This window comes from Gemella sp. oral taxon 928, from assembly GCF_001553915.1.
GTDB classification, from domain to species: domain Bacteria; phylum Bacillota; class Bacilli; order Staphylococcales; family Gemellaceae; genus Gemella; species Gemella massiliensis.
Genome location: NZ_CP014233.1, coordinates 808,828 through 834,736, shown reverse-complemented (window position 1 = coordinate 834,736; position 25,909 = coordinate 808,828). Strand labels below are relative to the sequence as shown.

At 30.2% G+C, this 25,909-nt stretch carries 19 protein-coding genes and 1 pseudogene; 4 read left to right on the top strand and 16 right to left on the bottom strand.

What is annotated here, in order from left to right; translation table 11 throughout:
* Nucleotides 1–3: 3 nt before the first annotated feature.
* Nucleotides 4–1,182: a pyridoxal phosphate-dependent aminotransferase gene (locus AXE85_RS03725; RefSeq protein WP_062173190.1), complete on the bottom strand. Its 1,179-nt coding sequence runs from the start codon at nucleotides 1,180–1,182 to the stop codon at nucleotides 4–6.
* A gap of 276 nt (nucleotides 1,183–1,458) precedes the next feature.
* Here AXE85_RS03725 and AXE85_RS03720 point away from each other — a divergent pair, with 276 nt between their 5' ends.
* Complete coding sequence (locus AXE85_RS03720; protein WP_062173189.1) at nucleotides 1,459–2,538, top strand: branched-chain amino acid aminotransferase; 1,080 nt, start codon at nucleotides 1,459–1,461, stop codon at nucleotides 2,536–2,538.
* 74 nt (nucleotides 2,539–2,612) lie between these two features.
* Here the strand turns inward: AXE85_RS03720 and AXE85_RS03715 are convergent, their stop codons facing one another.
* The 10 genes from AXE85_RS03715 to AXE85_RS03670 form a co-directional block, all read right to left on the bottom strand.
* Entirely contained in the window at nucleotides 2,613–3,407 is a 795-nt protein-coding gene (locus tag AXE85_RS03715) for a formate/nitrite transporter family protein (protein ID WP_062173188.1), read from the bottom strand.
* A gap of 137 nt (nucleotides 3,408–3,544) precedes the next feature.
* The gene (gene brnQ, locus AXE85_RS03710) at nucleotides 3,545–4,873 is read right to left on the bottom strand and encodes a branched-chain amino acid transport system II carrier protein (protein WP_062173187.1); all 1,329 of its coding nucleotides are present in this window, start codon (nucleotides 4,871–4,873) and stop codon (nucleotides 3,545–3,547) included.
* Nucleotides 4,874–5,378: 505 nt separating this feature from the next.
* A complete protein-coding gene (gene topA / locus AXE85_RS03705; RefSeq protein WP_062173186.1) occupies nucleotides 5,379–7,430 on the bottom strand; it encodes a type I DNA topoisomerase in 2,052 nt (683 codons plus the stop codon).
* Between the two features lie 150 nt (nucleotides 7,431–7,580).
* Entirely contained in the window at nucleotides 7,581–8,342 is a 762-nt protein-coding gene (gene map, locus AXE85_RS03700; RefSeq protein WP_062173185.1) for a type I methionyl aminopeptidase, read from the bottom strand.
* A gap of 19 nt (nucleotides 8,343–8,361) precedes the next feature.
* Nucleotides 8,362–9,129 carry a TIGR01457 family HAD-type hydrolase gene (locus AXE85_RS03695; RefSeq protein ID WP_062173184.1) on the bottom strand — a complete coding sequence of 256 codons (768 nt, stop codon included), beginning with the start codon at nucleotides 9,127–9,129 and terminating at the stop codon, nucleotides 8,362–8,364.
* 124 nt (nucleotides 9,130–9,253) lie between these two features.
* Nucleotides 9,254–10,030, bottom strand: a complete 777-nt coding sequence (locus AXE85_RS03690; RefSeq protein WP_062173183.1) for a phosphotransferase family protein — start codon at nucleotides 10,028–10,030, stop codon at nucleotides 9,254–9,256.
* A gap of 223 nt (nucleotides 10,031–10,253) precedes the next feature.
* Nucleotides 10,254–11,651, bottom strand: a complete 1,398-nt coding sequence (gene pepV / locus AXE85_RS03685; protein WP_062173182.1) for a dipeptidase PepV — start codon at nucleotides 11,649–11,651, stop codon at nucleotides 10,254–10,256.
* A gap of 17 nt (nucleotides 11,652–11,668) precedes the next feature.
* Nucleotides 11,669–12,376 (bottom strand): pseudouridine synthase, encoded by a 708-nt coding sequence (locus tag AXE85_RS03680; protein WP_062173181.1) that lies wholly within the window; start codon nucleotides 12,374–12,376, stop codon nucleotides 11,669–11,671.
* Nucleotides 12,376–13,998 carry a putative polysaccharide biosynthesis protein gene (locus AXE85_RS03675; RefSeq protein WP_231723808.1) on the bottom strand — a complete coding sequence of 541 codons (1,623 nt, stop codon included), beginning with the start codon at nucleotides 13,996–13,998 and terminating at the stop codon, nucleotides 12,376–12,378. The genes AXE85_RS03680 and AXE85_RS03675 overlap by 1 nt, the downstream gene beginning before the upstream one ends.
* A gap of 30 nt (nucleotides 13,999–14,028) precedes the next feature.
* Entirely contained in the window at nucleotides 14,029–14,211 is a 183-nt protein-coding gene (locus AXE85_RS03670; RefSeq protein ID WP_062173179.1) for a hypothetical protein, read from the bottom strand.
* Nucleotides 14,212–14,627: 416 nt separating this feature from the next.
* Here AXE85_RS03670 and AXE85_RS03660 point away from each other — a divergent pair, with 416 nt between their 5' ends.
* Nucleotides 14,628–15,989, top strand: a complete 1,362-nt coding sequence (locus tag AXE85_RS03660; protein ID WP_197415963.1) for an NAD(P)/FAD-dependent oxidoreductase — start codon at nucleotides 14,628–14,630, stop codon at nucleotides 15,987–15,989.
* Between the two features lie 114 nt (nucleotides 15,990–16,103).
* Here the strand turns inward: AXE85_RS03660 and secD are convergent, their stop codons facing one another.
* Nucleotides 16,104–18,398, bottom strand: coding sequence for a protein translocase subunit SecD (secD, locus tag AXE85_RS03655; RefSeq protein WP_062173178.1), 2,295 nt, complete (start codon nucleotides 18,396–18,398; stop codon nucleotides 16,104–16,106).
* Between the two features lie 322 nt (nucleotides 18,399–18,720).
* On the opposite strand from secD, the pseudogene AXE85_RS08385 reads away from it, so the two are divergent.
* Nucleotides 18,721–19,703: pseudogene (locus tag AXE85_RS08385) on the top strand (DDE-type integrase/transposase/recombinase).
* A gap of 239 nt (nucleotides 19,704–19,942) precedes the next feature.
* Here the strand turns inward: AXE85_RS08385 and AXE85_RS03640 are convergent.
* The 4 genes from AXE85_RS03640 to AXE85_RS03625 all read right to left on the bottom strand — a co-directional run bounded on the left by AXE85_RS03640 (nucleotide 19,943) and on the right by AXE85_RS03625 (nucleotide 24,456).
* The gene (locus tag AXE85_RS03640) at nucleotides 19,943–20,788 is read right to left on the bottom strand and encodes a Cof-type HAD-IIB family hydrolase (protein WP_062173175.1); all 846 of its coding nucleotides are present in this window, start codon (nucleotides 20,786–20,788) and stop codon (nucleotides 19,943–19,945) included.
* A 4-nt stretch (nucleotides 20,789–20,792) separates the two neighbouring features.
* On the bottom strand, nucleotides 20,793–21,224 hold the full coding sequence (locus tag AXE85_RS03635; protein ID WP_062173174.1) for a GtrA family protein: 432 nt from the start codon (nucleotides 21,222–21,224) through the stop codon (nucleotides 20,793–20,795).
* A 150-nt stretch (nucleotides 21,225–21,374) separates the two neighbouring features.
* The gene (locus tag AXE85_RS03630) at nucleotides 21,375–22,940 is read right to left on the bottom strand and encodes a peptide chain release factor 3 (RefSeq protein WP_062173173.1); all 1,566 of its coding nucleotides are present in this window, start codon (nucleotides 22,938–22,940) and stop codon (nucleotides 21,375–21,377) included.
* Nucleotides 22,941–22,944: 4 nt separating this feature from the next.
* Nucleotides 22,945–24,456, bottom strand: a complete 1,512-nt coding sequence (locus tag AXE85_RS03625; protein WP_062173172.1) for a UDP-N-acetylmuramoyl-L-alanyl-D-glutamate--2,6-diaminopimelate ligase — start codon at nucleotides 24,454–24,456, stop codon at nucleotides 22,945–22,947.
* 186 nt (nucleotides 24,457–24,642) lie between these two features.
* Here AXE85_RS03625 and AXE85_RS03620 point away from each other — a divergent pair, with 186 nt between their 5' ends.
* The gene (locus tag AXE85_RS03620; protein ID WP_062173171.1) at nucleotides 24,643–25,806 is read left to right on the top strand and encodes a class I SAM-dependent methyltransferase; all 1,164 of its coding nucleotides are present in this window, start codon (nucleotides 24,643–24,645) and stop codon (nucleotides 25,804–25,806) included.
* Nucleotides 25,807–25,909: the final 103 nt, after the last annotated feature.

Genomic DNA, 25,909 nt, shown 5'->3' with positions numbered 1-25,909 from the left:
TTTCTATTTATTAATAAATTTTGTTATTCTCTCTACAGCTTCTTTTATATTTTCAATACTTGTTGCATAACTTATTCTAAAATAATCATTATATGCCGAACCGAATGCAGTCCCCGGGATTACACCAACTTTGGCTTCTTTCGCTAACAACTTACAAAAATCCATTGCACCTAAACTACTATATTGTTCAGGGATTTTTGCAAAAATATAAAATGCACCCTCTATTTCCGGAATTTCAAATCCTAATTCACGAAGTTTTGGAACCATATAATCTTTTCTTTCACGATAAGTTTCTATCATGTGTTGATTATATTTTTCCACCTCTTCATTTTCCAATGCCTCTACTGCTGCATCTTGAATAAATGTCGCTGCCCCTGATACGGTAAATAAATGGAAAACACCGATTTTTTTAATCATTGCCTCCGGCGCTGCAATAAAACCTACACGCCACCCTGTCATAGCATGTGATTTTGATAATCCACTGATTAATACCGTTTGCTCCGGAATAAATGTAGCTAATGAAGTATGTTTATAGTCATATGTTATATCTCCATAAATTTCATCACTCACTACAAAAATATCATATTTTTTCAAAACATCCGCTATAGCTTCAACTTCATCTCTAGTATAAGATACACCGCTTGGGTTATTCGGATAGTTAATTAATAAAGCTTTAGCATTAGGATTTTCTGATAAAACTTTATCCAATTGTTTCGGTGTCAGCTTAAATCCATTATCAACAGTATCTATGAATTTAATATTACATTTATTTAAAATACCTACACCTTCATAAGCAGAAAAATATGGCGTTACAATTAAAATAGTATCTCCCTCATTAGTTATCGCAGATATTGTATGTTCTATAGCTGCAGATGCCCCTATCGTAACAATAACTTCATCAGGTGAATAGTTCAATCCGAATTTATTTTTTAAATTTTTTGCCCATGCAGTTCTTAGTTCTACAATACCGTTATTTACAGAATAATGTGTTCTATTATTATCTAAAGCATTTTTTGCAGCTTCTTTAACTTCTTCTGCGGTATTAAAATCCGGCTCCCCTAACGTCAATTTTATAATACCGTCTATTGTTGAAGCAAATCTGTCAAACTCCCTTATCGGAGATCCTGTTAAATTCGCAAGTGATGTATTAAACTTATTTTCTAATGACTTTTTTATTTCCATAATTTCTTACCTCTCTCCATGTTTTATACTATTCATTTTAACACATTTCATAGAAAATTAAAATTCAAATAATATCCTATACTAAAATAATTTTTGTAAAATTTTTAGTTTAGAATACAACTTTATATTTAATACTTAAAAAAATCTCAACCCACTTTTAATATTCAGAAAATTTAAAAAAACTATTGCAATATTTTTTCATTAGTATTATAATGATAGAAAATAAGTAATTATTTATTATTTTTTAAAACATATAACATACGAAGGAGTAATTTTATGAACAAATTAACAGTAAAAGATATTGAATTAAATCTTACTAGCCATCCAAAAGAAAAAACACCTGATGATAAACTAGGCTTCGGGCAAGTTTTTACCGACCATATGTTTGTAATGGATTGGGACACGAAACGTGGTTGGCATAATCCTAAAATCGTCCCCTATGGACCGCTAGCTATCTCACCTGCACTAAATACTTTACACTATGGTCAAAGCATCTTCGAAGGTATGAAAGCATATATTGCAAATGGTGAACCGGTATTATTTAGACCTGAAGAAAACTTCAAACGCCTTAATAATTCTGCCGATCGTATCGCCCTACCGAAACTTGATGAAGAATTTGCCTTAGCCGCTTTAAAAAAATTATTGCAAATTGATAAAGAATGGATTCCTAAATCAGAAGGAACATCTCTTTATATCAGACCACTTATGTTTGGTGCCGAAGAAGCGTTAGGCGTTCACCCTAATAATAAAGTAAAATTCATTATTATGCTGTCGCCGTCAGGAAGTTACTTTAAATCCGGCTTACAACCAAATAAAATCTTCGTAGAAAATGAATATGTTCGTGCAGTTCGTGGTGGTTTCGGCTTTGCAAAAACTGCAGGAAACTATGCCGGTTCATTAAAAGGGCAGGCAAAAGCACAAAAACTCGGATATTCTCAATCATTGTGGTTAGATGGTGTTGAGCAAAAATACATTGAAGAAGGTGGGGCGATGAACATCTTTTTCAAAATTGACGGTAAATTTATTACACCTGAACTAAATGGTTCTATTTTACCGGGTATTACTCGTGATTCAGTGATTAAATTATTACGTTCTTTAGGTGAAACTGTTGAAGAAAGAAAACTTGCACTAACAGAAGTATATGAGGCATATGATAACGGAAAACTTGAAGAAGTATTTTTATCTGGGACAGCAGCAGTTATTGCGCCCGTTGGAGAACTGTTTGACGGTACCAAAAAATTAGAGATAACCACTGAAGCCGGTGAATGGACTACTAAAGTTTATGAACAATTAACAGGTATTCAGCTTGGAAAAGTAGAAGATACTTTCGGTTGGGTTACTAAAGTAGAAGAATAAAGTATTAAAGAAGGAAACTAAAACAACTAGTTTCCTTCTTTATTTTTATAGCTTTGTCTATTATTTTAAAAATTTTAATTTGTTTTTTTCTTATATGCTAATGTGTAAAGTCCTGCTACTAAAATTGCTCCACCTAGAAAATTCCCTAAGAAAATAACTCCCATATTTTCGGCAAACTGTGCAAATGTAATATTTGCACCACCAAACATTGCAGCCGGTATTACAAACATGTTAGCAACGACGTGCTGAAACCCAACAGCTACGAAAGTCATTATTGGAAACCATGTTCCAAGTATTTTCCCACTGACATCTTTAGCACAGAATGATAACCATGCACCCATTCCAACTAACCAGTTACAACCAACACCTGAAAATATACCTTGCCAAAATGTTGAATTAATTTTTGCTTCTGCTGTGACTAACGTTTTTTCAAAAATTACCCCTTCGGTAAGTCCGGTAACATGTCCTAAAAAATACGCAACGAAGATTGCTCCTACTAAATTAGCAAGTGTTATTATAATTAAATTTTTCACAAAAAGTTTTAAACTTACTTTTTTATTAAAAAATGCCAATGTCACCGCCATCATATTACTGGTAATCAATTCTCCACCACCAACCAGAATACAAATAAGTCCAATTGGAAAAACAGCAGCACCTAATAAAACACCTAATCCCGCCCATTCATGGGGTATAGAACCGGCTATTCTAAGATAAGCTAAATATCCCACCGAGATAAATGCTCCACCTAAAAACCCTAAACTTAGCATATATTTTAGGCTACCGTTGGCTTTCATAACTCCTTTTTTACTAGTGTATTCGTATAATTCCTGTGGCTCTAAATAAGCCTTTGTGTGCATAGCTTCTGCCATAATTATTTTTCTCCTTATTTTTTAACTATAGCCATTATACAACATTAAAGTAGTTTTTTCAATCTGTTTTATAATAAGTTATTAAAACAATAAAAGATAATCTAAAATTCAATTTCAACTTTAGATTATCTTTTTTACTATTTACTTTCTTTTTTTATTAAGTTCAATAATATTCCTAAAACAAATCCTAATATCGCAAAATTAATCCATGCAAAAACACCTTGAATTGGTAAGAATTTCACTAAAAAATTATCAATAACCGGTACAGAAGTCCCTATAGTTGAAGTTACTGTTGTATATAAACTGAAAAGTCCTGTCAATAATGCTGTACTTGCATAAACAATTTTTTTCCCGCCGAATAGATTATTTAAGAATCCTAATGCAATCAATACCATAGTTAGTGGATACAATAATACCAATACTGGAACTGCCCCTTTAATAATCGCCGCTAAACCATAATTACCAATTGCAAATGAAAACACTGTTAGTATTATTGCATATACTTTGTAGTCAATTTTAGGATATAATTTATTGAAATATGTTGAACACGCCGTTACCAGCCCTACACTTGTTGTTAAACAAGCCAACAGTACAATAATAAACAATAATACTTTTCCTACATTACCGAAGTAATATGTTGTTGCACCTGTTAGAACTCCTGCTCCTGTTTTTTGTAGACCTAAGATCGATACCGATGTTGCACCGATATTTGAAATAAAGATATATACCAATGCTAATAAAAGTGCAGCAATTAGTGCAGATTTTAAAGTATTTTTTGCCACTTCTTCTTTTGTTTTTGCTCCATATAATTTTACGGCATTAATAACAATAATTCCAAATACCAGCGAAGCTAAAGCATCCATAGTATTATATCCTTCCATTAAACCGCTGGTAAATGCCAAACCATTTGTTGCATACGTTTGTGTTGGAGCTTGATAACTTCCCATTGGTTTTACTAGTGATGCAATTATTAAAATAATCATAGATAATAATAAAACCGGTGTAATCATTGTACCTATTCTGTCAACAAGTTTATTAGGATTAATAGCAAGCCATAACGTTGCCCCCATAAACAAAGCTAAAAATATTGCCTGTACATATATTGTATAGTTTGCCGGTATAAAACTCGATAAACCTAATTCAAAAGTAGTAGTTCCTGTTCTGGGAATTGCAAAAAATGGTCCAATAGTTAAATATAATAACGTAGTAAATAATATACCAAATGTTTTCCCTGCTCTACTAGATAATTCTAATAAATCTTGAGCACCTGAATAACCCATAACTAAAACCCCAAGTAGAGGTAATCCCACTCCCATTATAATAAACCCAATCATCGCAATAGGCAAGCGATCTCCTGAATTCTGACCTAAAAACGCCGGAAATATTAAATTTCCTGCTCCAAAAAATAATGCAAATAGCATAAGTCCGATAGAAATATATGGGTTTCTTTTTAAAAATTTAAGCATTCCATTTCCTCCATAATCTTTTTTTAAAACCTTGTATATATACATTAATACATTTATTAGTTTTTGTCAATAATATTTTTGAAAAATAACGATTATTTTATTATAAAATCGTTTAAATTTTCTGAAAAATTAAAATCAAATAGTTATAAATTAATTTTTACTGTAAAATTTATCGACAAGTAACAAGAATCTTATGATATGTGATTTGCAGAAAATTTCATTTTTTCTATCTCTAAAAAATTAAAGAAATAATATTTAGTTTACAATAGAAAACTATTATTTTAAAAAAAGAAATTCTAATCTTTAAACCTTACTTAGATAGAGATTAGATATGTTTTAAATTCAAATTTCCAAATAACAAGTTAAATTCTATGACACCTACTACAAAAATTTTTCTTCTTAGTTTTTCCGATTTTATTACTTTTTCATATTTCATATTCTATAAAAGTAAAAAATAATTAGTATAGATTTTTCTTATCCACACTAATTATTATACAACCTTTTTTTATTTTTTTATTTCTTCTATATAATCACAGTTAGCACAAGTCACACCTTTTTTATTTTCATATAAAATGTTATTACATTTTGGGCAGAATCTATTAATAGGTTTATCCCATGATACAAAATCACATCCCGGAAAACCTTCACAACCGTAAAATACTTTCCCTTTTTTTGATTTTTTCTCCAAAATATCATGATTATGGCATTTCGGACAGGTTACACCAATTTTTTTCTGTATAGTTCCTGTATATCTACATTCCGGAAAGTTGGAACATGCTATAAATTTACCGAATTTCCCTAATTTATAAACTAGCGGTGCCCCGCAATCAGGACAGTTTTCTCCTGTAAATTCCTGTTTAATTTCTATTTTTTCCATTTCACGTTCAGCTTTTTTAACATCTTTACTAAATCCTGAATAAAAATCCGAAATAGTTTTTTTCCATGTTACTTTTCCTTCAGCTATATTATCAAGTTGATTTTCCAAATTAGCGGTAAATTGTGTATTAATAATATCCGGAAAATATTGTTCTGTTATCTTGCTGACAATGATTCCCAGTTCTGTTGGTGTAAAAACTTTATTTTGAAGTTTTACATAGTATCTTTTTTGCAAAGTTTCTACTATTGTTGCATAAGTCGAGGGTCTACCTATACCTAATTCTTCCAATGTTGCAATAAGTTTTGCTTCTGAATAGCGTGCAGGTGGTTGAGTAAAATGTTGTTCCTCTTTTATTTCTTTTATTTTAGCATTTTCCCCTACTTCAAACTTCGGTGCAACTTTTACCTTTTCTTTTTCTTTTAATACCGCTAAAAAACCGTTAAATATCAAATTAGAGTGTGTGCCTTTATAAACAACTTTATTATTCTCAAATGTTGTAACATTCATTTCATAGACAGCTGCACTCATTCTACTTGCAATAAAACGTTCCCATATAAGTTTATATAATTTATATTGATCCTTTGATAAGTAATCTTTTATTATATCTGGCGTATAATCTATATTTGTAGGTCTAATACCTTCATGTGCATCTTGAACATTTTTACTTGCTTTTTTTGATTTAGCGGTAGCCAAAATATATTCTTTTCCGTAATTGGTTAAAATAAAATTATTCGCACTTGCGACCGCTTCATCTGATACACGTGTAGAATCGGTTCTCATGTATGTGATAAGCCCCGTTACCCCACCAAGTTTTTTTAAATTAATACCCTCATACAACTCTTGAGCAACACTCATTGTTTTTCTGGTTTTAAAATTTAATTTTCTTGAAGCATCTTGTTGCATTGTTGATGTAATATAAATATTAGGAGAATTTCTATTTTTCTTAGATTTTGTCACATCAACTACTTTAAAAGTTTCACCTTTTATTGCTTTTTTTATAGTATCAACAATGTTTTTATTTTCTAATTTTATTCTTTCACCTTTATATGAATAAAAATTTGCAGTAAGAATCTTTCTATCTTTTATGAAGTCTATCGGCATTGACCAATATTCTTCCGGTTTGAAATTTAGTATTTCTTCTTCTCTATCTACAATTAATTTCAATGCCGCATTTTGTACTCTCCCGGCTGACAGTTTAGGTTTTACCTTTTTCCATAAAACCGGAGAAATGTTATATCCAACCAATCTATCTAAAATACGTCTTGCTTGCTGTGATTGAACCAAATCTGTATTGATTTTTCTCGGATGCTTTATTGCCTCTTTCACTGCATCTTTTGTTATTTCATTAAATACTATTCTGTTATCTTCATTATTATCTAACCCCAAAATATATGCAATATGCCACGCTATTGCTTCTCCTTCTCTATCGGGATCGGAAGCTAAGAATACTTTTTTCCCTTTTGCTTCTTTTTTCAAACTTTTTATAACATCCCCTTTACCACGAATAGAAATATAGTCAACCTCAACATTTCCATTGTCTAATACTTCAACTCCCATTCTACTTTTGGGTAAATCTCTGACATGTCCTTTTGATGAAATTACTTTATATTTTTTTCCTAGATATTTTTCTATCGTTTTTGCCTTTGAAGGAGATTCGACTATAACTAAATTTTCTGACATTTATTACTCTCCATAACTTTTTTAATAAGTAGTATCTTAAAACATTTTTTATTTTTGTCAAATTTTTATATTTCATATATGATAAAACAGCTAACATATAAATTACAAAATTAATAAAATTTACGATATAACAACTACTCTTTACTATAATTAATCAATTTTGGTTAGTATTAATGGCTCCTGATTTTCTCTGACAACTATAGTGTGTTCATATTGTGCAACATACGAATTATCTGTTGTTATTAGCTCCCAATCATCTTTATCACTGTTTTCAACTGTACGTGCTTTTGTTGAAACAAATGGTTCTACAGCTAAGCACATTCCGTTTTTTAAAATCAAATTATCCCATGGATCAAAATAATTAAATACATGTTGTGGTTCTTGATGAAGAGATGTTCCAATTCCATGTCCGGTTAAATTTTCTATAACCTGTAATTTATGTTCTTTTATTTTTTTATGAACATTTTTCCCGATTTGATTTATTTTTGCCCCTGCTTTAGCGTGTTTTATACCTTCATAAAATGCCTCTTGAGCCACCTCACAGACTTTTTCTTTCATCTTGTCATCAACTTTACCAACCACAAAAGAAACCCCGGTGTCAGCATAATATCCGTCCTTACATCCGGATACGTCTATATTTAATAAATCTCCATCTTTTAAAATTTTTGTTGCTGACGGAATACCGTGTGCAGCTTGGTGATTTAAAGAAATACAAGTATACCCTGGAAAATCATATTCTGTTATCGGAGCAGATTTTGCACCATATTTTTCAAATAATTCTTTCGCAATATTATCCAGTTCTTTGATGTTCACCCCCGGAACTGCCTTTTTCTTCATTTCATCACGTATCGTTGCACAAATAAAACCTATCTCTTTCATTTTTTGCAATTGTTCTTCTGTTTTAATTATCATTACAATATACTCCTTACATCTAATCTATTAATTTTGATAAATTTTTTATCGTATATGTTGGTTGAATTTCTTTTTCTTTTAATTCTTTTAAACTTGTAACACCGGTTTGAACATGTATCGTATCTACACCGCTATTAATACCGGACATAATATCAGTAGAATAATTATCACCAATCATGGCTATATCACTTTTTTTATAATTAAATAAACTCATAGCACTATCCATAATTATTTTACTGGGTTTTCCTATTATTGTAGCTACCGTACCTGTAGCATACTCTAAAAATTTTACCTGACCACCGTTACTTGGAATAAAGCCATCGGCTGTTGGAAGTAACGTATCCGGATTTGTTCCGATTAATTCAGCTCCATTAAGAATTGCCTGACAGGCAATGGATAATTTCTCATAAGTCAATTTTCTATCAAGACCGACTACCACGGCTTCAATCTTATTTTTAGAACTAACTTGTTCAAAATCACATAAGGTATCTATAAGACCCTTTTCTCCAATAATGTATATCATTTTATAACCTTTTTGTCTCAAATATTTCCTAGTAGCCTCACTTGAAGTAAAAATGTGTTCTTCTGTTGTTTCTACATCAAACTTTTCTAATTTTTTAACAACATCTTTAGGTCCTTTCGTGGAGTTATTTGTTAAAAACAAATAGTCAATATTATTTTTATTGAGATAAGAAACAAATTCTTTAGCATACTTAATTTTCTTACTTCCGTTGTAAATAGTACCATCTAAATCAATAAGATACAATTTATACTTTTTTATTTCCATTTTATTCACCACTATTTTTAATTTTACTTTGAATAATTTTAGGTATATCCACAAATAACTAACTACTATTGTACAATGATTATAAAAAAAATAAAAGCATTAATTCTGTTTTTCCAAATTAATGCTAAATAAATTTATTAAAAATACTATCTAAAAAGACTAACCACGAATTCATTTCAGCTAATTGTCTTTTTTCATGATACCAAACAATCATAATAAGCGATTGAAAAGTTATATACCACTTTAATCTATTTCTATACTTTAAAGTCGGCTTTTCTCCATAAATATCAAGCCACTCATTCCAATTATCTTGTGGAATATACTTATATAATATATAAGAAATATCTATCGCAGGATCACCCAATATCGAATGTTCCCAATCAACTAAAAATAATTTTCCATTATCCGATAATAACCAATTATCTTTATTTAAATCGGTATGGCATGGAGCATATCGAACATTATCATCCGGAATATTATTTTCCAAATAATTAAGTGCATTTGTGATATTGTTGTTTTTTCTAAGTTCACTATTGATTAAAGATTTCAAATTACTCAACGAACTAAGTGCAGTTTCTTTTTTATAACCTTGTGCCTGCATAATTTTTCTTAGTTTAATAGAAGTATGAACCTTTTTTAAAATTTTCGGAATACGTTTATCGGTCATATCAGAACGTTTTAATGTTCGACCATTTTCAAAATCTTGTGCTATCAGCACGTCACCATTACTAATTCTTTTAGTCCACCTTAATTTAGGAACTATCCCTTCTGCCGAAAGGGTAGCTATCATCGGAGTAGTATTTTTCTTTATAAAATAATTATGGTTGTCTCTTGAAAAAAAATAATCGTCTTCGTAATGCTCATCTAAAGTCCAACCCATTTGATAATATTCTTTAGACATCATACTGCTCCTTTCTAAATTTTTTTACTAACTATAACGCACTATTTATTTTACAATCTTTAATAGAATTTTTCAAGGTAATATTTTGTGTAAAAAATTAAAATTCTCAAAGATATTTTAATTACAAATTATGCAATTAATAAAAAATATCTTTGAGAACATAAAATTTACTTATTTTTATAACTATAAATATTTTTTACTATAAATATTTTAATAGAAAAAATTATTCACAACAAAGTCTGTATATTCCTTCAGCATAAATAGCAGTTGAAAGCAATAAATCATCTACCAAGATAAACTCATTTGCTTGGTGCATTGTATCTTGTCTTCCGGGTAATAACGCACCAAATGCAACACCTTTTTTAAGACAACGTGCATATGTACCGCCACCTAAAACAAAGGCATCATTTTCTTTATCACCGGTATATTTTCTATATACATCAACCAATGTTGTCACTAATTCATCATCTTTAGATACATAATGTGCCTCTTTTGTGCTTGTTATTTCAAGAGTTATATTATCTATTTTTAAATTATTTAATTTATCAACTAAATTAAAGTTTTTAGGATATCTGCTGTCCGTAGAAGCAAAACCTACTTTTTCGGCAGCATTATATTTTACAATACCATAATTATAAGTTGCCGCTCCCATTTCATCATCTTCGTATTTCAAACCTAAACGTTCCCCAAACGGATCATTGGCTAATTTTTCTGTAATAAAACCTACGAAATTTTTGCCATTTACATCTAAATTTAACATATTTAGAAACTCTGCCAATTTAGTTGCACCGTTAATACCTAATTGTGGCGTTGAACCATGAGCGGCTTTACCTTTAAGTTCTAATTCTATATTTTCTTTTACACTTACAGTTCCATCTAATTTTTCATCTGCCAAAAATTTTTCAAATTTTTCTTTTATATCACGAGCATCACCTTCTAATACGGCTTTAGCACTGGCAACTACCATATTTGGAACTTGACCGCCTTCAAAGTTTAACAACTTATAATCATAAGCGTTCTCTTCATCTTTAAAGTTTAATTTATAATCAAATGTTGCACGTGCTTTCTCAGCATAAACCAGTGGATACATTGCATCCGGAGTAAATCCGGTAGCAGGTTGCTCCTCATGTTCAAAATACGATTTAACACATCTGAAACCTGTTTCTTCGTCACTACCAATAATTAGACGAACACGTTTGTTCCATTTAACCCCCAGTTTATCCAATAATTTGATAGCATAGTAAGCTGCCATAGTAGGGCCTTTATCATCTAAAGCACCACGTGCAAATAATTTACCTTCTCTAATTTCCGGTTTAAAAGGATGGCTGATCCAATCTTCTTCTACCACCGGCACTACGTCAACATGTCCTAAAATACCGAACAATTCTTCCCCATTACCTGCTTCAATGTGACCGGCTTTATTTTCAACCAATTTGGTTTTGTAACCGTCACGTTCTCCAAAAGATAAAATCTTATCTAACGCCTTTCTCGGTCCGCTTCCAAAAGGAGTCTCATCCGTTACATCTGTTCCTAAAACTGATCTAACGCTTAATAAATCAAATAAATCCTTTAGTAATTCCTCCTTATGTTTTTGTACCTCTTCTATAAAATTGATATTCATAACATATCCCTCCATAATTATTTTTTTAAATTTTTTATTTCCTTATCCGTTAAGTATCTATATTCTCCTAATTTTAAATCTTCATCTAAAATTAAGGTTCCTATTGATATGCGTTTTAAATAAGTTACATCTACACCTAAAGACTTCATCATTCTTTTTACCTGATGAAATTTTCCTTCAGTAATACTAATGTAAGCTGTACTTCTTTCTTGATTAGAACTCAATACTTTCAACACTGCACTCTTACATCTATATCCATCTTCAAGAATAATACCTTTTTTTGCAATTTCCACTGCATTTTTTTCTAAAAATCCATCTACCTCAAGATAATATTTTTTCTTAATATCCTTTTTAGGTGATATTAGCTTATGTGTAAGTTCGCCATCATTTGTTAAAAACATCAACCCTACGGTATCTTTGTCCAGCCTCCCTACAGGGTGAGGATTATATATTTTATCATTATCATTTAATAAATCAACTACCGTTTTACTATCTCTGTCTTCTGTAGCCGAAATCACATCTTTTGGTTTATTCATCATAATATAAATATATTTTTGATAAAGTAATCGTTTACCATTAAATATTACTATATCATGATTTTCATTAATTTTAAAGTCTACTGACTTAATAATTTCGTTATTTACTAAAATTCCTTTTTTAATTTCTTTTTTCGCAACTGCTCTGCTTAAACCAGTAGTAACACTGATAAATTTATCAAACCTCACTATCTAATTCTCCTTAATGATTTAAGTGAAATATTTTTTCCAAATAAATATTTAACGAATTTCATTTTAGTTACACAATAAAAATATGTACTTGCCCCTATTACGGCACAAATTACCATAAGTATCATACTTGACAGTTTTGATTCCAAAGTAAAATTTTGTATAATAGCCGAATAAACGGCAGCAACTACTATAAACATTATAAAACAGCTGCAAATAAGAATTAAAAATTTCCCAACAAATTCTTTTGCTTTAAGTCTGACCTCTAAGTTTATCACCACTACATTCATCAGTATCATTACAACATATGTTGAAATTGACGAAAGAATAACTCCGTTTGTCTCAAACCTAATTACAAAAGGTGTTATTGTAAAATATTTCACTGCAAAGCCGACTGCTATTGTTACTAAATTTATAACTTGTCTATTAACCGCCTGCATAATAACACTTGTTAAACTATACAATGAAAATAAAACCGCCAACGGTAAATAAAATCTTAAAAGTTCCGCATTAATTATACTTCTACTATAAAAGGTGGCATACAATGGGTCAGCTAATATATACATCCCAACTAATGCCGGTAAAACAATCATCATAAGTGATAAAATTACTTTATTGATCTGATTACTAACACCCTCTTTTTCACCTTTTGCATATAGTCTGGTTATTGAGGGTAAAAAGGTACTGGAAAAAGCCGGTGCTATAGCAACAGCTATCATAACAACTTTATTTACTAATTGCAAAGCTGAAAATCTTCCATCAACTATATCTGCTTTTCCTAAAATTGTCATACCACGTATAAAATTATGCTGATCTATTATATTTAAGATTGGAAACAAACCAACAATAAAAATAAACGGAATTGATACAGAGAAAAATTCTTTTACTAAATCTTTTGTTGAAATATTTAGCTCCACTAAATTAGTCTTTGTATTATATTCCAATCCACCGCTATATTTTTTGTAAAAATATACTAATGTTAAAACTGAAAATATTGCTCCAATTGTTGCCGAAAATGTCGCAGTTACATTGCCGATTACAATACCTTGATTTAAAACTTTTATAACAATATATGTAGCAACAAGCATAAATACAATTCTCATAACCTGTTCAATAAATTGACTAATCGCTGACGGTAACATAATTTCATGCCCTTGAAACAAACCACGAACCCCTGCTGATACAAGAACAATCGGAATAGCAAAGCTTAAACTTTTTAAAACCAATGCACCATCTGCCGGAGTAAATTTTTGTTGACTGCTAATTAATATTTGTTCTGAAATATAATCTGAACCGAAAAACAGAACAGAAAAACCGATAACTCCCATAGTTATTAATAAAATAGAACCTAATTTTACTATTCTTTTACTAACATCATACGCACCTAGTGCATTATATTTAGCCACCAACTTTGCGATAGCTAACGGGGTACCGGCTGAAGAAATTTCTAATATTGTTACATAATAGCTGTATCCATAATTAAATAAAGCCATTTGTTCTTCGCCGCCAATTATTTGGTAAAACGGTATTAAGTACACCGCACCTAAAATTTTAGTTAAAAGTAAACTAATACTTAACAAAGCTGTTCCTTTAAACAAGGAGTCTTTTTTCAAATTTTCCACATCCAAACTTTATTATTTAATTATAAAATACTATAAGTATAAATATTGATAAAAATAAACTAAGGCTGCAGCCAAACTATATGCCGCCACTAACCTTAACACTTTGTCCATTCTTCTTTTTTTAATTTTGTTATTAGCAACCAATAAAATATAAGTTCCCAATAATAAAACAAAAGAAACAATAAACACTATAATAGACATAAATATCGCCATAGTTTAATTCCTTTCACATCTAATGTTATATAGTTATTTTATCATGATTTATATATTTTTTAAATAGCAAAAATAAATAAAATTTTTACAAATCAAACTATTTTCTTAAATATTCTACAATATATCTCTTTAATTTTAATAAAATTTAAAATTTGTTATTCAAATGAAACACTTTTTAATTATTTATAAATTTTTTAAACGAAAGTTAATTAATAATAATATTTTCTTTTATATTGTATATTCAAAAATATAATTTATAAATATATATTCTTTAAAAATATATTTTTATCGGTATTTATTATTAATTATTTCAAGTAATTTTATTTCTATATTAAAGTAGTTTTATGATATAATGTATGATAAATTATATATTTTGAAAATATATAATATTTTTATTATTTATAGGAGGTATTAATATGAAATATATAGTCGTTGGAACATCACACTTCGGTTACGAAGCTGTTCAAACTATTTTAAAAAATGAAACACAAGCAGAAATACATTTATACGAACGAGGAGATTCAGCATCGTTTATGGGTTGAGGTAGTCAGTCATATTTAGATGGGACATCTAAAACATTATCTGAACTACATTTTGCCACTGAGGAATCTTATCGTTCACAAGGAATTAATATTCACTGCAACACTGATGTTATAGGATTAAATACAAAAGAAAAAACTATTACGGTAATTACACCTGATGGTAAAGAAACTCATCATTATGACAAATTGTTGCTAAGCCCCGGTGGAGTAGCTGTTAAACCGCAATTTGAAGGTATTGAACTAAAAAATATTCATACTTTTCGTGGACCTGAAGATACTCAAGCAGTAGCTGATTGTATGAAAAACAGCAAAAAAGCCGTTGTTGTCGGTGGTGGTTATATCGGTCTGGAAGTAGCGGAATCTTATGCTAAAGCCGGTATAGAAGTTACTATTGTTGATTTCGCCCCTCGCATTCTAAATACTTATTTAGACAAAGAATTAACAGATATTTTAACAGCAGAAGGAGAAAAACATAATCTAACAATTCGAGGTGAAGAAAAAGTTCTATCATTTAAAGGAGAAAACGGAAAAGTTCGTTCTGTCGTAACAGATAAAGGAGAATACCCTGCTGATACTGTTATCATTTCTGTTGGAGTTCGCCCTGATGCTTCTTGGCTAGGCGGAGAACTTGAATTAACAGAACGTGGTTTTGTTGTTACTGACGAATATTTAGAAACTTCTGCTAAAGATGTTTTTGCCGGTGGTGATTCTACACTATTACCTTACTCACCTACCGGTGGTAAACTACCGATAGCTTTAGCTACTCTTGCACGCCGTCAAGGTGTTGTTGCTGCTCTTAATGCTTTAGGAAAAAAAGTTAAAATGCCGGCTGTAAATGGAACATCGGCACTATCATTCTTTGATTACAATTTTGTTAGCACCGGACTTTCTAGTAAAGGAATTAATCTTTATAATGGTAATATAGCTAGCAAATACGTTAAAGAAAAACTTTATCCTGATTTTATGCGTAAAGAAAATAATTTAATTCACATGAAAATTTACTATGATAATGATACCCATCGTATCCTTGGTGCACAACTAATGTCCAAACATGATATTACCGATGGTATTGCCGCAATTTCAATCGCAATTTCATCAAACTGGACTTTAGAAGAGCTGGCACTTGCCGATATTTTCTTCCAACCGGAATTTGACAGACCATGGCATTATATTAATGTCCTTGCAATGGCAGCCCTTGATTATAAATGGGGCGGTGCTGATAAACTGCTATTCTAATTCTACATTTTAAGAAAGCTATAGTAAGGAAAAAAATCATAATCATATAGAAATTAATTTTTTGAATTTCTTATAAAATATAAAAATCTCGAGCCTAAAACTCGAGATTTTTTATTATAGTAAAACTTTATCGTTTTCTCGTCTTTCTTTTGGAGAATTACGAACTTTTATTTCTATTTTTCCTTTTTTATTTAATTCTTTTACTTTAAGAATTGCCCAAAGTTGTGCGGCGATGAACAGTGAAGAGTAAAGACCGAATAATAATCCAATTAACAATGCTACATTAAAGGTTAAAATTGAACTGCTTCCTACTAATATCATAACTATTACCGTAATTACAACTGTTAAGACAGTATTAATAGAACGAGTTAATGTTTGTCGAAGTGAAACGTCAACAATTTTATAAATTTGTTCTTTTGATTTTAATACTTTTTCATGACGCATATGCTCTCTTATTCTATCAAAAGTAACGATTGTATCATTAATAGAATATCCGACAATCGTCAGAACAGCTGCAATAAATGTAATATCAACTTCTAAGCGAAGAATACTTGTCATGAAAATAATTACTGCAACATCGTGAAGTAAAGCAATAACACTTGTAACCCCCATACGCCACTCAAATCTAAAGGCTACATAAATTATAATACCGATTGAAGCATAGATTAAAGCATAAAGGGCATTTTTCACAAGTTCTTTTCCTATCACCGGCGATACAACACTTAAATTTGCATCTTTTTCATATTTTTTAGAAAAATATTCTTTTATTTCTATTGATTTATCTTGTTCAAAACTATCTTTAGAGTGAACTGTAGCCTGTTTTTTATCAGGTGATAATACTATTTTTTCTTCAGATATTTTCAAGTTACTTAGATCTTCCTTGATTTTTTCCGTTGTCAATTCCGTATTTGAGGCTACATCTATTCTTGTCCCACTTGAGAAGTCAATACCTAAGTTTAGTTTGAAAAGACCCAATGATATACTTCCTGCAATCATAATCGCAAGACTTAATGCAAAGAATTTTTTCATATGTTTTGTAAAATTCACCTTCTCAAATTTAGTATGTAATTGTAATGAGGTAATACCAAATTTAGTTTCCTGAATATCTTTTTTATTTACACCGAAATATCCCGTTTTATTATTAAAGATATTTGAATTTACCAACAAACTTAATAACATTCTTGTGCCAAATACTGATGTTATAAAACTGACTAAAATAGAAAGTAATAACATCGTAGCAAATCCTTTAACACTACTTGTACCGAAAATAAATAATACAATAGCCGCAATTACTGTTGTAAATTGCGAGTCGAAGATTGTCCATAATGACTGCTTAGCACCGTCTAAATAAGCCTTTTTAAGTGGATATCCCGCTCTTAATTCTTCCTTAATACGTTCGTACATAATAATATTGGCATCAACCGCCATACCTACCCCAAGTATTAATGCCGCAATACCCGGTAAAGTCAGCACTCCGGAGATCATATTAAAGAATATTACTGTAATATAAACATAAGCAAGCATCATTACACTTGCAACAAAGCCCGGTACACGGTATACGATTAACATAAATAAGCAAATAATCGCCAATGAGATTGCTCCGGCTAAAACCGTTTGATATAAAGCATCACTACCGAATTGTGCACCAACAGAATTCGAATAAATTTCTGTAAGTTTCACCGGTAAAGCACCTGAATTAAGTAATGCCGCTAATTCTTTTGCTTCTTTTACTGAAAAATTACCGGTAATTTGAACATCTTTTGAATTAATAGTTTGTGTTACTTGCGGTGCCGAAATATATTTAGGCTTCGATTTTGATGACTCTGCTTTAAACGAATCTCCTTCGCCAAAATCCATCCAAATAACCATTAGGTTTTTCCCGGTACCACGTTTACTGATTTCAGAAGTAATATTACCGAATTTTTCTGCATCTTTTAATTTTAAATTTACATCCGGTTTAGAACTTTGGTCATATCCCTGCGAGGCTCCACCCTCAACTAAATCCGAACCGTCTAACAACACTTTGTCATCTACATCACGAATTGTCAAATTGGCTTGCGTAGATAATACTCTACGTGCTGATTCCTGATCTTTTACTCCGGCTAGCTCAACACGAATTCTATTTCCTGATTCTACTGTAATTACCGGTTCGCTAACTCCTAATATATTTATACGACGACTGATAGTATCGGCTGTTGCTTTAACAGCAGCTTCATCTATAGTCTGACCTTCTTTTAAGGGTTCTACTTGATAAAGAACCTCAAAACCACCTTGAAGATCTAGTCCTAAGTTTACTTTTTTTGCATTAGATTTTGAAGTTAATCCTATTGTTGTCAGAATAATTACTACTAATGACAAAAAAGCAAGTATTCTACTAGATTTTTTCTTCACGTTCTTTCTTCCTCTCATGAACGTTCTCCTTTATTTTCAAATTTTGACTGTTGTAATAATTTTTTATATAGTGATTACTTTCCAGTAGTACCACAACACAATTACAATTAGCAAAAGTGAATTAATTTTTAGCAGTCAATTTTTTATTAATTATTTAACTTGTAAATAAATACACGCTACCTATTAATGTATCAAATTTTTAGTAAGTTCGCAAGTATTATTCTATCGCATCTACATATTTTTTGTAGTGTTACAATAGATGTGAGACATATAATAAAAAAAAGAAGAGTAAATCCTGTATAATGAAGTTACACCAAATCAAAAAAAGGAATTTACTCTTATGAAAACTATTATAACAGAAAATATAGAAAAAACACAACGATATATACCTCATACTTTACAAACAAGAATAGCTGCAGTTAAAACTTATAGAAATGGTAACTCTATCCGCTTTATTTGTAGGCGCTATAAAATATCAAAAGCCTCTCTTTTGCGTTGGAATAAAAAATATGACGGTACTAAAGAGTCTCTTATAGATAAGTCTCATAGACCTCATTCCATTCACCCTAACGCCCATACAGTTGAAGAATTGTCTTGGATTAAAAATCTTATTAAACGTAATCCTAATATTTCTATGATTGAATTATATGCTAAACTTAAATTCAACAAAGGTTATAAAAGACATCCTTGTTCTTTATTTAGAGTGCTTAGAAAATTAGGCTTTTATAAAGATACTAAGAAAAAGTAATTCCTTATAAACCTAAACCTTATGACACACCTACTGAAATTGGTAAAAAATGGCAACTTGATGTGAAATATGTTCCTAAACGTTGTTATGTAGGAGAAGTTCCAGATAAATTTTATCAATATACTATCATTGATGAAGCTACTAGGGAAAGATTTATTTTCCCTTTTAAAGAACAATCATCATATTCTACTGTTCAATTTGTTAAAATGGCTATTGATTATTTTGGGTATAAACCTAAGATAATTCAAACTGATAATGGTTTTGAATTTACGCATTTTAAAGATACTAAACGAATACACCCTTTTGATGTATTGTGTAATAATCTTGGCATTAAACATCAACTTATTAGACCTAGAACTCCTAGACATAACGGTAAGGTTGAACGTAGTCATAGAAATGATAATGAACGTTTTTACAGGCATTTATCTTTCTTTTCGTATGATGATCTTATATCTCAGATGAAAAAGTATCTATATCGCTCTAACCGTCTTCCTATGCAGACTTTAAATTGGCTTTCTCCTGTTGAAAAAAGAAAAGAGCTACGGAAAGAGTCTATAAAAATATGCCGGCTTTAATTCCTTGTTAGATAATAGATTTCACAACTTATTTGTCAAGGACAAGGGCTACGCCTTTTTCAAATCCTTGACAAATAAGTTTTAGAAATCTGAAATGTTCTCTAAGGAATTAAAGCTGGCAAATCTAATCAAATAATGTAATTTACGTCGGGGGCTTCATACGGTTTACATAGAAGCTAGCTTCTATGTAATTCTATTATATCCGGTATTTATTTTTTACTTTTTTTGTCTCACATCATTTACAAATGTACATATTCTATCGCATCTACATATTTTTCAATATATTTTATAACCGAAAAATCATTATTATTCCCAATAACTTCGTCACACATCTCGCAAATTGCAGTGGTTGCATTATTTGGACAAACGCTCCACCCCGCAACATCGAACATTTCTTTATCGTTGAAGTTATCGCCGAACACCACACAATCATCAGTTGTATAACCGTAGTATTCAGCTAACTTTTCTATAGCAGCCCCTTTGTTACAATTTTTAGGCATAATATCAAAGAAATCTGTCGCTGAAAATGTACCGTCAACCGGAAAAACTTCTTTTACCTTCCCAAAAAAATGTTCTACTTTCTTATGGTCTTTTGAAATCATCATCACCTTTTGACAACTCTCATTATTTTTTTTAATTTCTCCAATAATATCATTATGAACATACATGGGAGTTTTTAACTCTTCCGGCATATTTTCTTCAAGTCGTTTCATTCTTTTCATACTAAATGATAATCTATCACAGTAAATATAATTCAGTGTATATATATGAAACTCTATACTGCTGTCATTTAACTCCCTATACATAGAATATATAGCTTCAATTTCCTCTATTTCAAAGTTTTTCTTATATACTATTTCCCCTGTTTTAAGATTACGAATTAAACTACCGTTATTTGAAATAACAACATCATTCATCCCCAAATTATGATAATAATGTTTTACAGCAATATCCGGCCTACCTGTTGCTATAATAAATTTTATATCTTTAGCCTGTAATTTATTCATAATTTCTTTTGCATTCGGAGCAATTTCTTTTTTATCATTTAGAAACGTGCCGTCCATATCTGTTATAAACCATTTCATATTTCTATTTTTTCTCCTTTGTAAACACCAAAAACTTACTTATTACATAATTAGCTGCTAAAACAACAAATTGAATTATAAATTTCGATATATAGGCATTCATTCCAATATATATAAATAACTCCACTCCAAATACTTCAATAACTAATGTTGATAATCTTGCTGTAAAAAATTTAGTAAGTTCATAAAAAATTTTTCTAAAACCGATAGCCTTTGAATTAAAAACATATTTAGCATTAACAAAATAAGCAAATAATATAGATAAAGTTATTGATATTAAATTAGCAGGTCGAACCGCCATACCGTAATAATATAAAATAAAATAGGTTACAACATTTACAAGTGTTGTACAAACACCAAAGAAAATATAATTGACAACACTTTTATATCGTGGCTCTTTATATAATTCCAAACATTTATTAATTAAATTTTTCATAGTATCCTCTTTTAAAAACATAATATTTCTTGAAAAGATTTTTATAATATTAGTCGCAGAAAAAACACTATCTATATAATCATCTTTATTAAAAATATTTTATATAGAAAACAGTAATAATTTTCTTTAACCAAAAATATATTTTCTTTTTTATAATTTACTATACAATTTTATTTCCGGATATTTATCATTAAACCAATTCATAGCAAAATCATTTTCAAACAAGAACACATAATTATCTTGTAAGTCTTTTACTAAAATACTACGTGAGCTTGACATATTTTCATTTACTAAATCTTCATTCTCTATCCAGCGTGTTGTCTTCTGTCCAATACGTTCCATTATAACTTCTGTATTATATTCGTTTTTCATACGATGTTCAAATACTTCAAACTGTAGTTGCCCTACTGCTCCTAAAATAATTTGGTTAGTATGTAATGTTTTATAATATTGAATTGCTCCTTCTTGAACAAGTTGTTCCACACCCTTATGAAAATGTTTTTGTTTAAGCACATTTTTAGCCGAAACTTTAACAAAAATTTCCGATGTAAACGACGGTAAAGCCTCAAATTCTACTTTTTTATTTTGGTACAATGTATCACCAATTTGGTAATTGCCACTATCATATAAACCTATAATATCTCCCGCATAGGCTACGTCGACGGTTTCTTTGTCATCAGCCATAAAGTTTGTAGAGCGTGATATTTTCAATTTTTTCCCGGTTCTCGTCAATATTACATCCATACCACGATTAAATTCTCCTGAACACACACGCAAAAATGCTATCCTATCACGATGTTTAGGGTCCACGTTAGCTTGAATTTTAAAAATAAATCCTGAGAAATCCGAATCAATCGGATTAACATCATTTCCGACTACATCTTTTCGACCTTTTGGTGTTGGAGCATTATCAACATAATAGTTTAAAAAACTCTCTACTCCGAATGATGATAATGCAGAACCGAAGAAAACAGGAGTTTGTTCACCTTTTAGTTGTTTATCATAGTCATAGTCAACTCCGGCTTCTGTAATTAAAATCATGTTTTCTACACATTTTTGGTACATTGTATCTTGAGATAATGGGTTATTATCAATAATATTATACTCCTTATCTAATTCAACAAACTCGCTATTTTCACTAAACGGTTCTATATAATGATTTTTTCTATCCATGATACCGAAAAAATTTTGCCCCATACCAACCGGTAAATTCATCGGATATGTTTCAATTCCCAATTTCTCTTCAATTTCTTCTAATAATTCCAGTGGTTCTTTAATTTCTCTGTCAAGTTTATTAATAAAGGTAAAGATTGGGATCCCACGCATTCGACATACTTTAAACAGTTTTAACGTTTGTGCTTCAATACCTTTTGCTCCGTCAATAACCATAACCGCACTATCTACCGCCATTAATGTTCTATATGTGTCTTCCGAGAAATCTTCATGCCCCGGTGTATCAAGAATATTAATAATTTTATTATCATAATCAAATTGCATTACTGACGATGTAACTGAAATACCTCTTTGTTTTTCAATATCCATCCAATCACTTTTGGCAAATTTTCCTGTTTTTTTCCCCTTTACCGTTCCAGCTTCTCTTATTGCTCCACCAAACAGCAATAATTTTTCAGTTAAAGTCGTCTTCCCTGCATCAGGGTGAGAGATAATCGCAAAGGTTCTTCTTTTTTCTACTTGTTCTTTTATCTGTTCTATCACTTTATTATCCTTTCTTTACTACCCTATCGTTAAACTTTTTCTCTGCTTCTTCAAGCGCTACAATCGGGTCAGAGTGCCAGACTTTTTTACCGCCTTTAAGAATTTCATAATCTTCTCTTCCTTTTGATGCTAGAATAACTACATCTCCGGGATTAGCTAATTCGATAACTCTTTTTACCGCATCCGTTCTGAACCAAATTTTCTCATAATTTTTATGCGTCATTCCCTTTTCAATAGATGACATTAAAACTTCTACATCTTCATCACGTGGGCTGTCCGTAGTAATAACCACATAATCCGCTTCTGAAATAATTTCACCAATTAACGGACCTTTAGAAATATCACGTCCACCTCCCATTCCTGTAACAAGTAGCGTTCTTTTTCCACGTCTTATATCTCGTGTTGCTTCTAACAATTTTTTATATCCATCCGGTGTATGAGCGAAATCACTTATTATGTCTATTGGTAAATTATCACCTAATATTTCCATTCTTCCATAAAGTGGACTTAATTTCGGTAAAATCTCTACTATATTTTCTACACGTTTACCTTTTAACCATACTGCAATCATTGAAGCAAGTACATTACTCACCATAAAATCTCCGATATAATTCATAACACATTTAAACTCCCCTTCAGGAGATTTTAAAGTAAATCCGGTTTTATATACACCATTTTCTTTATATTGTGTAATATTATATGCAAAAAAATCAGCGGTTTTATCTTTTAATGAATATGTAATTTCTTGATGATATAAGCACTTAGCCATTATATTATAATAGTCATCATCTTTATTTAAAACACCAAATTTTGCTTCATTCAAATTATTTCCCAGTGTTGAGAACAAAAGTGATTTATCATAGGCATAGGTTTGCATATCGCCATGAAAATCAAGATGTTCGTGTGTTAAATTAGTAAAAATCGCAATATCAATATCTACATTATATATTCTACCCAATACCATTGCATGTGATGATGCCTCAAATGCAAAGTTTTTAATATGCTGTTTTCTTACTTCACCAATTTTATTATGGAGCGTTACAACATCTGGTGTTGTGTTACCTAAATATATCGGTGTTTCATCATTTTTGCAAAAACCGTTTGTCCCAAGATATGCACTGGTTTCTCCAAATAGGCGTAACATATTATGAATAAGTGTTGAAATACTTGTCTTCCCGTTAGTTCCTGTTACCGCCACCGTATGAACCTTTTCACCAACATTTAAACGATTTGCTATTATACTTGCTATTTTTTCTATTTCCGTTTCTTTAACAACAATAACAGCACAAGTATCAGTCGGATAATCTTCATAACGACTGGCAATAACTAAACTTGCCCCTTGTTTAATTACCTTCTCTATATAGTTGTGTCCGTCTACCGTATATCCCTTAATCGCAATAAACACATCACCTTCTCCAATATTTCGTGAATCTTGTGAAACGGTGTTTACATTTTCAGGTAAAGTACCGTAAATTGTTTTTATTTTTATATTGTCTATAATATCTAATATATTCATCGTGTATATACCTTTTTTAAAATTTTCTAACTACTAAATTATACCATGCATGTAAACAATACTCAACTCAATACACTAAATATATTGCACTGTGATTAAAACTATTGTAAGATAGTAAGGAAGAAAATTTCGATAAAGTATTTTAATCGTCCAACTAGATTTTTAATTATTCTTAAAGGAGTTCTCATGTGTAATGAATTAATTAACAACTTACCCAATCAAATAACAAATCATAATATTGTAAAGATCACTTTTTCTAATATCCGCAATAAAGATCTTGAACTGGATAAAGTTATTGCCAAACTTGTTGAAATAAAAAATGACATTTATATTCAATTTGAATATCGCTACAAACGAGTTATAAAACACAAAAATATAGATATTGCCAATAAGATTGACTTAAACAAAATATTAGAAGAATTATTCTCACTGGCTAAAGATATTAATGTTATTTCCGGTGACGAAATAATAAATATAAAAATTTCTAAAAAATTTAAAATAAGTATTAAACGTACCAAAACAACTAAAAAGGAGATAACGTTTAACCACAATAACAAGAAAGAATATTTTCTTGATGAAAAAACTACTTACCCATTTCTAGTTGAACTCGGTATTCAAAATCTCGACGGTAGAATTAAAAAAAGTAAATTTAATAAATTTAAACAAATAAATAAATATTTAGAATTTATTAAACATAGCGTTGATCAATTAGACAACAAAAATCAAATAACAATTCTTGATTTTGGTAGCGGAAAAAGTTATTTGACATTTTCTACCTATTATTATTTAACAGAAAAGTTAAATCTTAATGTAAAATTAATCGGTATTGATTTAAAGAAAGAGGCAATTAATCTCTGTAATCAAATTGCTCAAAAATTAAATTTTAATAACCTTTCTTTTGTTTATGGAGATGTTATTGACTATGAAAATGAGGAAAATATTGACATGGTCATCAGTCTTCATGCCTGCAACACGGCGACTGATATAGCTATTATTAAAGCACTTACATGGCAAGCTAAGATATTTCTTGCCGTACCATGTTGTCAAAAAGAAATTAATTCTCAACTAACAACCGATTTTATACCACTTATGCTGAAACATGGTATTATAAAAGAAAAATTTTCTACGCTTCTTACCGATTCTATCCGTAGTGAAGCATTAGAAATATTCGGTTATAAATCTGATATTGTCGAGTTTATCTCTGAAGAAAATACACCAAAAAATCAGCTTATACGTGCTTTTAAAACAACAAATAATATTGATATAAAAAAACTACAAGAATTAAAAAAATTTACTGAGATGTTAAACATTAAAATGTTTTTACTTGATGAAATTGAGAAATTAATGTAACTCTTAATTCAAAACCGCAAAAAAACTGAACAGGAATTTTCTGCTCAGTTTTTCTTTTATATTTCGTTAAAATCTATATTTTTTATAATTTTATGTATTAAAA